General features: G+C 46.6%; 15 protein-coding genes. 14 read left to right on the forward strand and 1 reads right to left on the reverse strand.

Annotated elements, in window-relative coordinates; all coding sequences use genetic code 11:
- Nucleotides 1-78 precede the first annotated feature (78 nt).
- Both ACHBID_RS09305 and phaC read left to right on the forward strand, forming a co-directional pair.
- A complete protein-coding gene (locus ACHBID_RS09305; RefSeq protein ID WP_394734394.1) occupies nucleotides 79-957 on the forward strand; it encodes a poly(R)-hydroxyalkanoic acid synthase subunit PhaE in 879 nt (292 codons plus the stop codon).
- Between the two features lie 19 nt (nucleotides 958-976).
- Nucleotides 977-2,047, forward strand: a complete 1,071-nt coding sequence (gene phaC, locus ACHBID_RS09310) for a class III poly(R)-hydroxyalkanoic acid synthase subunit PhaC (protein ID WP_105110511.1) — start codon at nucleotides 977-979, stop codon at nucleotides 2,045-2,047.
- A gap of 65 nt (nucleotides 2,048-2,112) precedes the next feature.
- On the opposite strand, the gene ACHBID_RS09315 is transcribed toward phaC, so the two are convergent.
- Nucleotides 2,113-3,003: an alpha/beta fold hydrolase gene (locus ACHBID_RS09315; protein WP_394731489.1), complete on the reverse strand. Its 891-nt coding sequence runs from the start codon at nucleotides 3,001-3,003 to the stop codon at nucleotides 2,113-2,115.
- Nucleotides 3,004-3,196: 193 nt separating this feature from the next.
- Between ACHBID_RS09315 and ACHBID_RS09320 the strand changes: the two genes are divergently transcribed.
- The 12 genes from ACHBID_RS09320 to ACHBID_RS09375 all read left to right on the forward strand — a co-directional run bounded on the left by ACHBID_RS09320 (nucleotide 3,197) and on the right by ACHBID_RS09375 (nucleotide 15,531).
- The gene (locus ACHBID_RS09320; protein ID WP_394731488.1) at nucleotides 3,197-3,598 is read left to right on the forward strand and encodes a MaoC family dehydratase; all 402 of its coding nucleotides are present in this window, start codon (nucleotides 3,197-3,199) and stop codon (nucleotides 3,596-3,598) included.
- Between the two features lie 126 nt (nucleotides 3,599-3,724).
- Entirely contained in the window at nucleotides 3,725-4,654 is a 930-nt protein-coding gene (locus ACHBID_RS09325) for a nitronate monooxygenase (protein ID WP_394731487.1), read from the forward strand.
- Nucleotides 4,655-4,935: 281 nt separating this feature from the next.
- Nucleotides 4,936-6,141, forward strand: a complete 1,206-nt coding sequence (locus ACHBID_RS09330) for an acyl-CoA dehydrogenase family protein (RefSeq protein ID WP_105122330.1) — start codon at nucleotides 4,936-4,938, stop codon at nucleotides 6,139-6,141.
- 183 nt (nucleotides 6,142-6,324) lie between these two features.
- Nucleotides 6,325-7,173 (forward strand): 3-hydroxybutyryl-CoA dehydrogenase, encoded by an 849-nt coding sequence (locus tag ACHBID_RS09335; protein WP_394731486.1) that lies wholly within the window; start codon nucleotides 6,325-6,327, stop codon nucleotides 7,171-7,173.
- Nucleotides 7,174-7,187: 14 nt separating this feature from the next.
- Nucleotides 7,188-8,366 carry an acetyl-CoA C-acetyltransferase gene (locus tag ACHBID_RS09340; RefSeq protein WP_105122332.1) on the forward strand — a complete coding sequence of 393 codons (1,179 nt, stop codon included), beginning with the start codon at nucleotides 7,188-7,190 and terminating at the stop codon, nucleotides 8,364-8,366.
- A 169-nt stretch (nucleotides 8,367-8,535) separates the two neighbouring features.
- Nucleotides 8,536-9,732, forward strand: a complete 1,197-nt coding sequence (locus ACHBID_RS09345) for an MFS transporter (protein ID WP_172010144.1) — start codon at nucleotides 8,536-8,538, stop codon at nucleotides 9,730-9,732.
- A gap of 268 nt (nucleotides 9,733-10,000) precedes the next feature.
- Nucleotides 10,001-10,780, forward strand: coding sequence for an enoyl-CoA hydratase/isomerase family protein (locus ACHBID_RS09350; RefSeq protein WP_105110503.1), 780 nt, complete (start codon nucleotides 10,001-10,003; stop codon nucleotides 10,778-10,780).
- Between the two features lie 23 nt (nucleotides 10,781-10,803).
- Nucleotides 10,804-11,526 (forward strand): CoA transferase subunit A, encoded by a 723-nt coding sequence (locus tag ACHBID_RS09355; protein ID WP_105110502.1) that lies wholly within the window; start codon nucleotides 10,804-10,806, stop codon nucleotides 11,524-11,526.
- Between the two features lie 4 nt (nucleotides 11,527-11,530).
- Complete coding sequence (locus ACHBID_RS09360; RefSeq protein WP_105110501.1) at nucleotides 11,531-12,184, forward strand: 3-oxoacid CoA-transferase subunit B; 654 nt, start codon at nucleotides 11,531-11,533, stop codon at nucleotides 12,182-12,184.
- Between the two features lie 361 nt (nucleotides 12,185-12,545).
- Nucleotides 12,546-13,448, forward strand: a complete 903-nt coding sequence (locus tag ACHBID_RS09365) for a LysR family transcriptional regulator (RefSeq protein ID WP_394731529.1) — start codon at nucleotides 12,546-12,548, stop codon at nucleotides 13,446-13,448.
- Between the two features lie 12 nt (nucleotides 13,449-13,460).
- Nucleotides 13,461-14,570, forward strand: coding sequence for an acyl-CoA dehydrogenase family protein (locus ACHBID_RS09370; RefSeq protein ID WP_394731485.1), 1,110 nt, complete (start codon nucleotides 13,461-13,463; stop codon nucleotides 14,568-14,570).
- Nucleotides 14,571-14,601: 31 nt separating this feature from the next.
- On the forward strand, nucleotides 14,602-15,531 hold the full coding sequence (locus ACHBID_RS09375) for an MBL fold metallo-hydrolase (protein WP_394731484.1): 930 nt from the start codon (nucleotides 14,602-14,604) through the stop codon (nucleotides 15,529-15,531).
- Nucleotides 15,532-15,795: the final 264 nt, after the last annotated feature.

The following is a 15,795-nucleotide window of genomic DNA, read 5'->3' on the forward strand; positions in this document are numbered from 1 at the left end:
CATGTAAATAGAAAAAGGTTCCAGAGTCGATAGGACTTTGGAGTCTTTTCAATATACTTTGTTATTGGGCGGTTACAGATGATGGATGCCAACAAGCATTTTGTTAGTTTTTATCGCTATTTTGACAACCTTCGTGACCTCTATTCCAAGCCATTTGAAGAAGATGGCAAGGAATGGGTCAACAAGTGGATGTCAGATGGCCAGCAATTTTATGCTGATTTTGTCCAACCCTATATTCCTGCCCAGCTGCGCTCAATCCTAGAAGCGCCTTATCAGCTAACCGGCGCGCTCAAGGATAACTGGTCTCAATTCTTGGGGCCGTGGGCTGAATCCTTCTTTGACCTCAGTCGTCTCTATGTCGAGGGTGCCAATGGAGATCCAGACAAGCTGGCTGGTTTCTTTGACCAGTGGAAGAGCCAGTATGAGCAGACAGTAGCGCCGCTCTTGCGCATTCCAGGCATGGGCAACAACACGGAGAAGATTGAAGCTCAGAACGCCTTCATTGACAATAGTATTCAGTTAATCCTAACAAGTGTAGAGTTCCAGCAAAAACTGACCCAAGTAACCAAAAATCGGGCTAAAACTTTAATGGAAGAATTTGCTGAATTGGTTAAAAAGGGTGAGCAACCGCAAACATACAAGGAATTTTATCATCATTGGTCTAATGAAGTAGAAAAAACCTTACAAGAATATTTCTACTCAGATGAATTTTCTCAACTCTTGGCCAAATTTGGTACCGCCAATGCGCAGTTTGTCATTGCCCGCAATAAACTCTTGGAATTAGTCCTGAAAGGCCTGCCGATTGTCTTAGAAAGTGATGCGCGCAGCCTGTATAAAAAGGTTCAAGAGTTGAAACGCGAAGTGACCAAGCTCAAGCGCGAACTCAAGGACATCAAGCAAGGCGCAGAGGCCAAGCCTGCTAAGACCAAGCCCAGCAAGAAAGCTGACAGCAAATAAGTAAGAAGGGAGATGGCCTATGTTTGAGGAATTATTTACCATACCGAAGAAAAATATCCAGGATGCCCTGGAATCCCAACAACGCTTGATTAAGGGCATTGAAACCTTGACCAAGCTGGAACGACCAAAAGGTGGCGTATCGGAAAAAGAAGTCATCTACGCAGAGGATAAGTTGGTCCTCTATCATTTCAAACCAAAAGTAAAACGACCACTCAAGACGCCGACCCTGATTTCTTATGCCCTGGTTAATAAATACTACATGCTAGACCTGCAGGAGGGCAATAGCTTTGTGGAAGACATGCTCAATGCGGGGGCGGATCTCTATGTCATCGACTGGGGTTATCCGACCAAGGATGACATGTATATCACCATGGAAGACTATATCCAGGGCTATATGCGTAACTGTGTGGAGGCTGTTTTGGACCATTCTGGTGCCGATAAAATCAACTTTTTCGGTATTTGCCAGGGAGCCAATTTTGCGACTATCTTTACAGCCCTCAATCCTGACTTGGTCAAGAATCTGGTGACTGTTGTGGCGCCGATTGATTTCTCTCCGTGTGATAAGTTGCTCTTCCAATGGGGCAAATATATGGATGCAGACAGTATGGTCGAAGCCTATGGCAACCTGTCTGGAGAAGTCATGAACAACGGTTTCTTGCTCTTATCGCCTATCAAATTAACCACCAATAAATATTTGGATTTAATTGATAAATTGGACAATGAAAAAGCCATGACCAATTTCTTGGCCCTGGAAAGCTGGATTTTTGACAGCCCTGCCCAGGCTGGAGCGACCATTCGTCAGTTTACCAATGACATGTACCATGATAATAAGCTGGTCAAGGGCGAGCTCAAAATCGGTGATGAAACGGTCAATCTCAAGAATATCAAGCAGCCATTGCTCAATATCATTGCCAATCGGGATGACCAAGTGCCGACTCTGGCTTCTGAACCATTACCGAAATTGGTTGGCTCAAAAGATACGGAGACTGTCTATTATGATTCCGGCCATATCGGCCTCTTTGTCAGCAAGCGGTCTCGCCAACAAGTAATACCAAAACTCATGGATTTCTATAAAACCCATGATGAGTAAAAAGGGCTGGGCTTAAGCCCAGCTCCTTGTCTATAATGGGGAAAGTTGCCAATGTGGCTTGTTCGCTAGAGGAGATGTTTTCTTAGAATGTCTGCTAGCTGATTAGGTTGGTCTGTCTGGATAGAGTGACCAGCATCCATGACATAGAGATGGGCCTGTTGCTTCAAGGTCTGATAGGTCAGAAGAGCAGAGTCCATGCGAACAACCTTGTCCTTGTCCCCGTGGATAATGATGACCGGACAGGTGACATCTTGAATCCGGTTGGTTCCGGCGACCAGGCCGTTTGTCCGATTGGTCATATTGAAGGTGAAGAGGTTGATAAAAATGTCAGAGTAGTTTTGCTGCTGGCACATGGCATCCATATAGGTCTGGTAATCCTGCTCAGAAATCGGGTAGAGTTGGTAGAGGGGGTCCATTATTTTCTTGAGGATACGCTGGTCACGGTTTTGTAAGGCCAACTCGACCTTCTGCAGGACGGGATTCCACTTGGCCATGGCCCGATTGGTCTGGATGAGGAGCGGCAGCAGGCCTAATTGAGGTCGATTGATACCGCTAGGAGACAGGTAGCCCTGTATGCCGATGGAGGCGAGGAGAAATACCTGCTCAACGGCTTGTGGTTTTAGCGCAGCCATTTCCAAGGCAACCCCACCGCCTGTGGACCAACCAAGGATAGCATAGCTAGGGATTGCCAGCACATCCATGAGCTCCACCAAGTCCAGAGCCAATTCCTGTAGGGAATGGACAGGATGCTGATAGCTGGAATGCCCGAAGCCACGCATGTCTGGAAGAATTAGCTGAAAGTCTCCTTCCAGAGCCTCTGCCAGCTGGTAGAAATGAACCGACGAACTCAGGTTGCCATGCAGGAGAATCAAGGCTGGGCCAGTAGTGCCAGTTCTTGAATAGGCTAGGCGCTCTCCATTTTTCAGTGTATGGTAGTGGATAGGATATGATTTCATATAATAACCCTTTCTTTGACCCCATTATAGTAAAAAATAATAAAAAATCAACTAAAACTCTTCGAAAATCAAAACCATCCCTTGTCAAGAGCCTTTCAGCCTGTCGCCTTGAAATAAGTTAGTGATAGAGTTTTGCTGGTGGCTAGATTGATTTTCATTGAGGATAAATAAAATGACGAAAAGGAGTAGTACAATGACAAAAGTATTTGAAATTGGGCAGACGGGCCAGTTTGCTAAGACCATTACAGAGACAGATGTGATCCTTTTTGCAGGGATTTCAGGTGATTTGAATCCTGCCCATGTCAACGAAGTTGAGGCTTCACAGGGCATGTTCAAGAAGCGGATTGCCCATGGCATGTTGGGTGCTTCCTTGATTTCAACCGTCTTGGGCATGTACCTGCCTGGTCCTGGCACCATCTATCTGGGGCAGGAGTTGAAATTCCTCAAACCCGTTGGAATCGGGGATACCTTGACTGCGACTGCGACCATTACAGACATTGATGACAAGGGCTGGTTGACCTTGGAGACTATCGTGACCAATCAGGATGATGTCAAGGTCATAGCTGGTCAGGCCAATGTTATCCCGCCAAAATAGGCTAGTCCAGACACATTACAATTTGTTATGGTTGACATAAGATTTTGTAATAGAAGAAGGATTGAAAAGGGTTTCAATATTTGGTATGATTGTGACAAAGATAACGAAACAGGAGGAATATGCAAGATGAATCGTGTTACAGAATTGTTGGGTATCCAGTATCCCGTTTTCCAAGGAGCCATGGCTCAGATTTCTCGTCACCAATTGGTCAGTGCTGTCTCAAACGCTGGCGGTCTGGGTATTCTTGCTTCAGGCGGCATGACGGCAGATGAGGTCCGAGAGGAAATTCGGAAGACCAAGGCCCTGACGGATAAGCCGTTTGCGGTCAATCTGATGTTGATGATGGACAATGTGGCAGAGATTGTGGAAGTCCTGATTGAAGAAGGGGTTAAGGTTGTGACCACAGGTGCAGGTACGCCGAAACCCTATATGCCTCGTCTCAAGGAAGCTGGTATCAAGGTGGTCCCGGTTATTCCAAGTGTCAAGCTGGCCCTCAAAATGCAGGAATTGGGCTGCGATGCTGTAGTGGCTGAAGGGATGGAAGCTGGTGGTCACATCGGCGAAACGGCCTCCATGCCCCTGACGAGACAGGTGGCTGCTGCTCTAGATATTCCTGTGATTTGTGCAGGTGGTGTGGCAGATGGCCATGGTGTGGTCGCAGCCTTTGCCCTGGGAGCAGAAGGGGTGCAGATGGGGACCGTATTCCTCGCGGCAGAAGAATGCCCGATACCAGATAGCTACAAGCAGGCTGTGCTGGATGCGGTAGACACCTCAACTGTCGTGACTGGTCGCAAATTTAAGGCGCCGGTGCGCTGTATCCGCAATGCTATGACAGACAAATATCTGGAAATCGAGGCTCAGGCTACTTCCCGTCATGATCTGGAAGAAATCACTATGGGGGCTCTTGCCAAGGCGGTCAAGGATGGAGATGCTGAAAACGGCTCTCTCATGGCTGGACAAATTGCTGGTCTGGTCAATGACATCAAGCCTGCCAAGGCCATTATCGAGGCAATCTTTACAGAAGCAGATCATGTCTTGAAGAAACTCCACCTCTAATTTTTAATACACTACCAATTTCCTCTTTGGCAGGCTGGATTCAGAATCCAGTCTGCTTTTTTCTTCACAAACTTTCTGTTCTTCCTATTTTTATACTTTCCAAAGTTAGGAATGGTAAGGATTCTTGTGTTTTCCTACTTTGTGAAATTCTATAATCTTCACTTATAGTCGTATTAATTTTTATTAAGTAGATTTTTATGTAATTTCGTTATATTATAATGTTGTCAACAAAATGTAAACGCTTTACGAAAAGCAAAAAATACAAAAAGGAGTCTATTACCATGTCAGTTAAAGAATTAGCTAGAGAGTTGTACCCAGAAGATTTGTTCGGTTATGCCGAAAAATTGACGGAGGGTGAACTGAAAGTCTTGAAACACTTGCGCCAAGAATTAGAAGCACGTGTTCGTCCAGTCTTGATTGACAGCTATGAAAAAGCCCTGCTTCCACGTGAAGAAATCCTGGGAGCATTTGCAGCAGCCAAAATTATGACTCACCCAGATTTGTTCGTTGGTCGCGAAGGATCTTGGAAGGCTGGTGAGCTTTACAACGCCTTCCTCTACCTGGAAATGGCTCGCTTCGATCCGTCTGTTGCAACCTTCTACACAGTGCATGGCGGACTTGGTTACAATACGATTCTCATTGGTGGTAGCCAGGAGCAGATTGAGCGCTTTGGTACACCAGTTCGTAATTTTGAAGCACAGACCTGTTTCGGTTTGACAGAGCCTGACCATGGTTCTGACATTGCAGGTGGTCTTGCAACAACAGCTGAGCGCAAGGGTGATGTCTGGGTATTGAACGGCGAAAAACGCTGGATTGGTGGTGCTAAGACAGCAGACTTTATTCCAATCTTTGCCCGCGATGTGGAAACCAAGAAAATCAAATGTTTCATGGTGAAACAAGGTAGCCCAGGTCTTTCTGTGGAAAACGTGGAGCACAAGATTTCCCTCCGTATCGTAAACAATGGTCACATTACACTCAAAGATGTGGAAGTTCCTGAAGCAGACCGTCTTGTCAATATCAACGGCTATGGTGATGTAGCGAAAATCTTCGTTCGCACACGCGCAGACGTTGCTTACATTGCCATGGGTACAGCGGCTGGTGCCTTCAATGCAGCCCTTCGCTTGACCACAACTCGTGAACAATTCGGTCGCAAACTCGGTGGCTTCCAATTGGTACAGGAAAAATTGGCTCGTATGCAGGCAAATGTGCAGGCAGCCATTGCTTACTCCGCACGCATTGCCGAAATCCAAGAATCTGGCACAGAAGAAATGCTCAACTCTTCACTGGCTAAGCTCCACAACTCTCTCCGCATGAGAGAAACAGTAGCCCTGGCTCGTGAAGTCTGCGGCGGTAACGGTATTACCTACGAAACAGAAGTTGCTCGCTTCTTCACAGATGCGGAAGCTATTTACACCTATGAAGGAACACACGAAATCAATGCCATGATTGTGGCGCGTGAATTGACTGGAATCGGTGCCTTCGTCTAAAACTCATTGAAATTCCATCTCTCGGCTCAAGGCGACAGGCCGCAAACTTCCACTGGAGATTTGCGCTGGTCAAGGCTCTTGAAAAGAGAAATGATTTTCTAAGAGTAAGCAATTCATCCGGGAGTGGGGAATCTCCTGCTCCCAGGATATTGACTCTAGGGCGAAAGGAAAGGAAAAAGTATAATGGAAATTAAAAATGTTATGGTCATTGGGTCTGGTCAAATGGGCAGCGGGATTGCTCAAGTTTTTGCCCAATCAGGCTTCACTGTCTATCTCAATGATATTAAATTAGAATTTGTTGAACGTGGTCTAGCAGGTATTAAGAAACAATTTGATCGTGCTGTTGGAAAAGAAAAAATGACTCAGGAAGAAGCAGACGCAGCCTATGCACGATTGATCCCGTCGACAGATTACCAGGATGCCAAACATGTGCAACTTGTCGTTGAAGCTGCAACTGAAAACCGCGATATCAAGCTGAGCATCTTTAAGCAATTAAACGAGATTACAGCTCCAGAAACCATCCTGGCATCCAATACCTCCTCCCTGTCTGTGACCGATATTGCTGCCGTTTCAGGTCGTCCGGATAAGGTGCTAGGTATGCACTTCTTTAACCCAGCTCCTCTTATGAAATTGGTCGAAGTTATTCGTGCCATTCAAACCTCTCCAGAAACAGCTGCTGCGGTAGAAGAAGTCACTGCAAAAATCAATAAAACAGCGGTGCGCGTGGCGGATTCCTATGGCTTTGTGGTCAACCGTATCCTGATTCCAATGATCAACGAAGCAATCTTTGTCTTGGGAGAAGGCGTTGCCAGTGCAGAAGAAATTGACACAGCCATGAAATTGGGTGCCAACCATCCGATTGGCCCATTAGCTCTAGCTGATTTAATTGGCCTCGATGTTGTTTTGGCTATTATGAATGTCTTGAGCAATGGCTTCGCGGATCCAAAATATCGTCCAGCTCCACTTCTTAAAAAAATGGTGGAATCTGGTAAACTTGGTCGTAAGACTGGTCAAGGATTCTTTACGTATTAGGAAGGGAGAAAAAAATGAGAGAAGCAGTAATTGTAGCAGCTGTTCGAACACCAATTGGCAGTTACGGTGGAAGTTTAAAAGATATATCTGCTGTTGATTTGGGGGTAACTGCTGTCAAAGGCGCACTCGAAAAAATTAACCTTGATCCTACTTTGGTTGATGAAGTGATTTTTGGTAATGTACTTGGTGCAGGTCTTGGACAAAACGTCGCACGTCAAGTTAGTATCAAATCTGGCTTGCCTGTAACGACTCCTTCCTTCACCATTAATAAAGTTTGCGGTTCTGGTCTGAAAACCATCAGCCTAGCAGCCCAAGCTATCCTTTTGGGAGATGCAGATGTTGTCATTGCAGGTGGTACGGAAAATATGAGCCAGGCGCCGTATGTTATTCAAAATCAGCGCTGGGGTTCCCGCATGGGCGACAGCAAAGTGATTGATACCATGCTAAAAGATGGACTAACGGATGCCTTTGAGCCAATGCATATGGGTATCACAGCAGAAAATGTCGCAGCCAAGTACAATATTACCCGTGAAGATCAGGATAGCTTTGCGGTTCGTTCCCAGGAAAAGGCTGTCGCTGCTATCAAGGCAGGTAAATTCAAAGACGAAATCGTACCAGTCCTGATTCCGCAACGTAAGGGCGATCCACTCGTCTTTGACACAGACGAATATCCACGTGAAAATGCCAGCATGGAAGGCATGGCTAAATTGCGCCCAGCCTTCAAGAAAGACGGTACTGTTACTGCCGGAAATGCCTCTGGTATCAATGACGGAGCAGCGGCTATCATTATGATGAGCAGTGAAAAAGCTGCACAATTGGGTCTGCCAGTCCTTGCTACTATCAAATCTTATGCAAGTGCAGGTCTAGATCCAACTATTATGGGTTGCGGTCCTATCTACGCATCCCGTAAGGCCCTGGATAAGGCAGGCTTGTCTGTCAGTGACCTAGATTTGGTTGAAGCCAACGAAGCCTTTGCGTCCCAAGCTTGCGCAGTCAATCGCGAACTAGGACTCAATCCAGATATTGTCAATGTAAACGGTGGTGCCATTGCCCTAGGTCACCCAATCGGAGCGTCAGGCGCCCGTATCTTTGTCACACTTCTACATGAAATGCAAAAACGTGATGCCAAATGCGGTTTAGCAACTCTCTGTATCGGTGGTGGTATGGGGATAGCCGTTATCGTGAGCAGATAGTACTCTTCGAAAATCAAACGCAGACGTTGTTGACTCGACTTGATATGTGAAAAGCTCAGGGTGTGCTTTTCAGCCCGTCGCCATAAAACCATAAGCGTCAGAGTTCTCCGCGTCTTCCTGATTTTCATTGAGTAACTTTCACCATTTGTAGATTATGTGAGGAAAGATTATGAAAAAAACACCAAATCGTTGGGTCATTTTGGCGGCGGCCATCTTGACCAACCTCTCCTTGGGAGCGGGCTATGCCTGGTCCGTTTTCCAAAAAGCTCTCTTGGAAGCCAATGCCGACCAAGGATGGGTACAGGCCCAGACCTCACTGGCCTTTAGTATCTCCTTTGCCATGGTTCCGGTCGGAATGATTATTTTCGGCCCCAAGGTTGATGCCCTCGGTCCTAAGAAATTTGTATTCTTAGGTGGTATCCTCTTTGGTCTGGGCATGTTTGCCACAGGCTTTGCAACCAGCTTGTCGATTCTCTATCTGACCTACGGTGTCATCCTGGGTCTAGGTATCGGGTCTGCCTATGGTGCAGCCACTTCGGTCGCTTCCAAATGGTTCCCTGATAAAAAAGGTCTGGCTGGTGGTTTGACAGCGGCAGGCTTTGGTCTTGGTCCCCTGATTATCGGGCCAGTTGCTAAAGGCATGATTGGCGCCATGGGTGTTTACCGGACCTTCAATGTACTGGGTATTGCCCTCTTGGTGGTCATCTGTGCGTCTTCCCTGGTCATGGAAAAGGCTCCAGCAGCTGCTCCGACACCAGGTGCTGCAGCTCCGACTGGTAAGACCCATAAGGAAATGTTGCGTGAAGGCAATTTCTGGCTACTCTGGTTGATTTACATCCTCGGTGCGACCGGCGGTATGATGATTATCGGTGGTGCCGCATCCATCTCTGACCAATACAAGCTGGTCAGTGAAGCGACATTCTTTGTCATGCTGGTTTCCATCGCCAATACCTTTGGCCGGATTTTCTGGGGAGCCGTGTCTGATAAGATTGGTCGCTACCCGACCGTTGTTGCCATGTTTGCTGCAGTAGCAGGAGGGCTCTTCCTGACAGCGACCTTTAAAGGTGAGGGCAGTGTCCTGGCTATCATCGGTGTCATGCTGGTTGCCCTGTCCTTCGGTGGTTTCCTCGGTTCCTTCCCAGGTATCACGGCTGATAACTGGGGTGTGGCCAATGTAGGTACCAACTACGGCTGGATGTTTACGGCTTACGGTGTGGCTGCTATTGCAGGACCACAGCTGGGTGCTCGTCTGGCTCAAGCCAACAATGGAGACTACTCTATGGCCTTCTATATCGTCATCGGCATGGCCGTGGTCGGAATCTTGCTCCAGCTTTACTACATTGCTAAATCTAAAAAAGCTTCCTAACCTCTAGTGCCCGGAGAAATCTGGGTGCTTTTTTACTTTTTGGGAAAGCGTTCTTGATTACTTTTTGATGGTTGAACAACCTCAATAAATAAGTTGGTTTTCGCACAATTTCTATAAGCCCACCTAATACAACTATTAAAATTTCTTAAGTAGACGAATATGTAAATAGTTGATAAACTAATAATGTAAGCGTTTTACATTTTGTCAATCGATTGGTTGCATTGTTGACCCTAGGTGACCGATCACATTACACATTAGGAGAATGTTTATGAACAAAACTGTATTGTTGGACGTCAAAGATGGCATCGGCTATATCACTATCAATCGTCCAGAAGCATTGAATGCCCTCAGCTCACAAGTCTTGAAAGACTTGAATGAAGTATTGGATGTAGTGGAAACCAGTACAGAAATTGGTGTAGTCATCGTCACGGGTGCAGGTGAGAAATCATTTGTAGCCGGCGCAGACATCAAGGAAATGGATAAGATGACGCCGACACAAGCCTTCGAATACATGACCTATGCCAATGATACTTTCTCCAGACTAGAACATCTTCGCCAGCCATCCATTGCAGCAATTAACGGATATGCTTTGGGAGGTGGTATGGAATTGGCTCTGTCAACAGACATTCGTCTGGGCCATGAGAAAGTGTTGTTGGGCTTCCCTGAAGTGACACTTGGAATTATACCAGGATTTGCAGGAACCCAACGGATGCCACGCCTCATCGGCATCAGCAAGGCCAAGGAACTCATTTTCACGGCTCGAAATGTAAAAGGACCAGAAGCAGTCGAACTCGGCATACTCAATCGCCTGGTCCCAGCAGAGGAATTGATGCAGGAAGCTGAAAATCTAGCAAAATCTATTTTGAAGAATGCTCCGTTGGCTGTCGAAAAAGCCAAACATGTCATCAGCGTGGGAACAGAATTACCACTGCAAAGTGCTATCCGCTTGGAAACAGAAGCAGAAGCACTCCTCTTCTCAACAGAGGATAAAAAAGAAGGCATGGGCGCTTTTGTTGAAAAACGAAAAGCAGTCTTTACACGGAAATAAGTAGCTTTGACGAGGAGAAAAAAATGGCAAAAATTGTAACGCTCAAAGAAGCAGTATCGCTGGTACAACCGGGACACATCGTGGGAATCTCAGGCTTCCTCGGTGTCGGTGAACCCTTTGAATTGATTGATGGCTTGGTGGAACAAGGCACAAAAAACCTGACTCTGACATCTGTCGTAACCTCCCATCCTGGTAAGGAAGTCGGAGTAGGTCGTCTCTGTGAAAACCACCAAGTATCCAAATACATAGCAGCCCACGTCGGAACCTCACCAGGTGCCCAAAAAGCCTACTTCAGCGGTGAGATGGAAGTTGAATTCACACCGATGGGCACAGTGGTTGAACGCCTCCACGCTGCAGGTGCAGGTCTAGGTGCCGTATTGACACCGACAGGCGTTGGAACTATCCTAGAAGAAAAACAAGAAAAAGTTGTCCGCAACGGCCGTGAGTACCTAGTCTATGATCCATTGAAAATTGACGTAGCCTTAATCAAGGCCAGCAAGGCAGACAAGTACGGAAACCTTTACATCGAAGGAACCACTAAAAACATTTCATTGCAACTGGCCCTGGCTGCCGACACAGTCATCGTTGAGACCAATGAAGTGGTAGAAATCGGAGAAATCAAGCCGGATGATGTCTATATTCCTGGTATTTTAGTAGATTATGTCGTCCAAGGTTTGACAGCACAAGAACACCATGAAATGATGGGTGCTCTCTGGACAGAAACGAAGAAACTAGCAGGGGTGTAAAAATATGAAAGCAAAAGAAGTTATTGCACGTCGTGTCGCTTTAGAATTCCATGACGGAGACGTTGTCAACCTGGGATTCGGTATTCCAAACGCATCTGCTGACTATATCCCAGCTGGAGTGAGCGTTATCCTCCAAGCTGAAAATGGAGCCCTTCGTTTCGGTGAAACCCCAGGCAAGGATAACTACCATCCAAATATTGCCAACTCAGGTGGTGCTCCCATCACCCTTATGCCAGGAGCTTCAACCTTTGATATCCAAACATCCTTTGCCATCATCCGTGGTGGTCACGTGGATGCGACTGTGCTTGGAGCCCTCGAAGTTAGCCAGGACGCCAGCATTGCCAACTGGATTATTCCAGGAAAATTCGCGCCAGGCATGGGCGGCGCCATGGACCTCTTGGTTGGTGCCAAGCGCGTGATTGTGGCCCTGCAACATGTCGATAAAAATGGTGAATCCAAGATCCTCAAAGAATGCACCCTGCCACTGTCTGCCAAAGGAGTGGTATCCATGGTCATCACCGAATTAGCCGTATTTGAATTCCAAGATGGCAAATACCTGCTCAAGGAAGTAGCTCCTGGAGTAACGGTAGAAGAAGTCCTAGAAAAAACAGCAGGTGACGTGGTCGTTGCTGACAATGTCATCACCATGCCAATCTAGGAAAGCATTTCCGCAAACCTGACTTTACTAGCTACACTTACTAGTAACAAGACAATGGGACAGTTCTTGAGGTCGGTTTGATAGATGTTAAGTACAAGAAATATCCCAGTAGTTAATTTGCTGGGATTTATTTGTAAAATTCGAGCGGATTTATTTAAAAATACTCAGTAATGTGATATAATGAATTGATAGATTTATCGTTGTCTACTAAAAACAAATTGAAACCTTAGTTGCCAGATTTTTAGGGCAAAACGATAAACAAAACATGAAAAAACATCACCTAGCTACCAGTTCAGATAGGTGAGACAAGATTATATGAAAAACGCTTGTCCAAAAGGACAAAGGAGGATATGCTATGGGAATGGATATTGTTCAAATGGGGTATTTTATCAATATTGTTGAGAACAACTGTAATCTATCCCTAGCCGCCAAGAAGATTCATATCAGCCAGTCAGCTCTCAGCCAGTTCATCACCCAGTTTGAGACCAATGAAGGGCTCCAGCTCTTCCATCGTAAAAATGGTCGCCTGGAAAAACTGACCGAGGCAGGTGAGCGTGTCTACCACTTTGCCACCGAAATTGTCGAGAAATATGAAGACATGCAAAGAATGATTCAGACCGAGTCTACCAAGCAGAAGGGCACTATCCGTCTGGGTATTCCGTCTTTGATATTGCGGGTCTATTTTGCCAATATCCTGCCGGACTTCCTGCTCAAACACCCAAATATTGATATCCAGATTACCGAAGGAGGAGGAGTGGACCTCAATCGCATGTTCCTGGCTGAGGACCTCAACTTTGTCGTGGTCATTGAGCCGACCTCCCTGGATAGTCAAAAATACGAGCAGCACATCATCCAGATGGATGAATACGTGGCTTTTATGGACAAGAATCATCCCTTGGCCAGCAAGGACCTTCTAGAGTGGAAGGACATTGAACCCTATCAAGTCGCCACCTTTAACAAGTCCTACACCACCTACCACATCCTCAAGGACAAGTTCAAAAAAGAAAAAATCAAGCCTAAGCTCAGCTTCCTAGCCTACTCTTGGGACTACCTAATCGAAGCTACATCTGGCAATAATATCATCACCCTCCTGCCCCGGCCAATCGAAGATTTGGTGGACAAGGATAAGCACACCATGGTCCGCTTCAGAGACTTTTTGCCTTTTAATATCTGGTTCTGCCGACCGTACAAGTCCAAGACCAATGAAATCGAGTCCTTTGTCTACGAAGAATTCCTGAAATTATACTACACGCCTGTCGAATAAAGTAGGTGAATCATGCAATACGACCAAGAAAAGTTAGACCAGATTAGCGACTATATCCAGGCTGAGATAGTTGGCCAAGCAGCCCACTATGATGAGCACAAGCTCTTTCCGCTCCTCTTTATCAATCGGCTGGTCACAGACCACAAGATTTTCCACCTGCTCCACCAAACTGTGGACAGAGACAGCGGGCTCAGGACCTTTCTAGAGGTCATTCGCCTCCTGTCCATCGAGTTTTCCTCCTTGGCGGCCATCCTCATGACCCAGGCCTTCTTTGCCATCTGGCTCTTGGAGCATTTTGGCAGTTCTGAGCAGAAGGAGCGCTATCTGGATGATTTGCTCAATTTCAAAAAAATTGGTGTCTTTGCCTTTTCCGAGGAAGATATCAATCTGGACAAGCAATTTCCCGAAACCATGGCCAGACAGACCGACAAGGGCTGGATTATCAACGGTCGCAAGCAGATGGTCTCCAATGCTCCTATGGCAGATGTCCTATTTGTCCTCTGCCAGACCGTGGACCAGTACGGCAAGAAGGACATGGCTATCTTTGTCCTCGACAGCAAGACTCCCGGTGTCCAGGTCGGTCCCACCATTGACAAGGTCGGTGTCCGCTCTATGCCGCTGGCGCCTATTAGTTTTGAAAATGTCCAGCTGACCAACGACCAGCTGTTGGGCCACCAGATTGCCGGCAAGCAACAGTACACCCAGTCTATGATTAAGATGCGGCTGGCCATCAGTGCTCAATCCCTGGGCATTGCAGAAGGTGCCTTCAAGAAAGGTCTGGCCTATTCACAGATTCGCCGGGGCTTTGGCAAGCGTCCTATCGACGTATCTATCAATCAACTCCGCATCGTCGACCTGAAAACGGCCCTGGTTGCCTGCGAAGCCTATTACCATGACTACCTGCGGACCGATATGTCGGACGAACGGGAGGTCTCCATGCTGAAAATCATTACCTCCAGATTGGCCTCAACCATTTCTGAGGAAGTAGTTCGTATAACTGGAGCTTATAGCTTCATCGGAAACGATGATATCGAGCGCTATGTTCACGATGCAAATATTACCAAGGAATACGGCGGAAAAACAGATCGACTCAAGAAAAAAATTGCAGAAATGTGGCTGTAAAACTCATGTGAAATGAGGAGAATATGAAAATATGAAACTACAAACCTACCAATTCGGCCAGATGACCCTGACCTGGCTGAGAGGGGCAGACAAGTACACGGATGCAGGAACCATCTTCGGACCTGTGCCCAAGGCTGTCTGGTCCCGCTATTACCCGACCAATGAACAGGGGCTTATCCATGACCTGACAGACCCCATCCTCATCAGCTACCAGGGCAAGCATTACCTGATCGACACCAGTCTGGGAACGGAAAAGCTCAGTGACAAACTCCGGAGAAATCTCGGCGTCATCTCAGAAAACCGTGTCCTAGAAAGCCTGGACCAGCTGGGCCTCAGCCCTGAGGATATCGATGTGGTCCTCATGACCCACATGCACAATGACCATGCCGGTGGCCTGACCAGGCTAGTCGATGGCGAGCTGGTTCCCACCTTCCCAAATGCCACCATCTACATCAATGACATCGAGTGGGAAGAAGTGCGCTATCCCAATCCCCGTACCAGGGCAACCTACCTGCCTGAAAACTGGCAGGCCATCCAAGACCAGGTCCAGACCTTTGGATCAGAGCTCAAGCTGGTCGACGGCATTGAGATGCACCACACAGGCGGTCACAGCCGTGGCCACAGCATCATCCTGCTCAAGCAAGTTGGGGAGACCCTGATACACATGGCCGACACCCTCCTGACCCATGCCCACTTCAATCCCCTCTGGGTGGCAGCAGTAGACGACTACCCTATGGACAGTATCAAGGCCAAGGAAAAGTGGATCAAGCAAGCCTACAGTCAAGGCTACACCTTCCTCTTTTACCACGACCCTTACTATGCCCTGCTCAAGTTTAACCAGGATGGTAGCCAAGTGGTCTCCTGCTTGGAAAGACTGCGCCCACCAGTCCTGCCCTTTACGGACAAGGAGGACAAGCGCCTGGTCGTAGCGGAGGAAACCAAGCTACCGATAACATACTAATACAGATATATATATATATATATATATATAAATGTATTTTATCAATAATTTTTGTGAAAATTTCACAAATCAGTCATTATCCCTTGCAAAAATTTGTAGGGGATATTTTTTATTGATCTGTCAATAAAACCTAATAAAATAGCAGTTTTCCATGAATATTTTACCGATAAACCATTCTAACAAAATACAAATATATATAACCTATTAGAGATACTTATAATAACATAAAAATTCTTGATTTATACAAAACTATATGCTATCTTT

The organism is Streptococcus sp. A25, assembly GCF_043674095.1.
Lineage (GTDB): Bacteria > Bacillota > Bacilli > Lactobacillales > Streptococcaceae > Streptococcus > Streptococcus suis_V.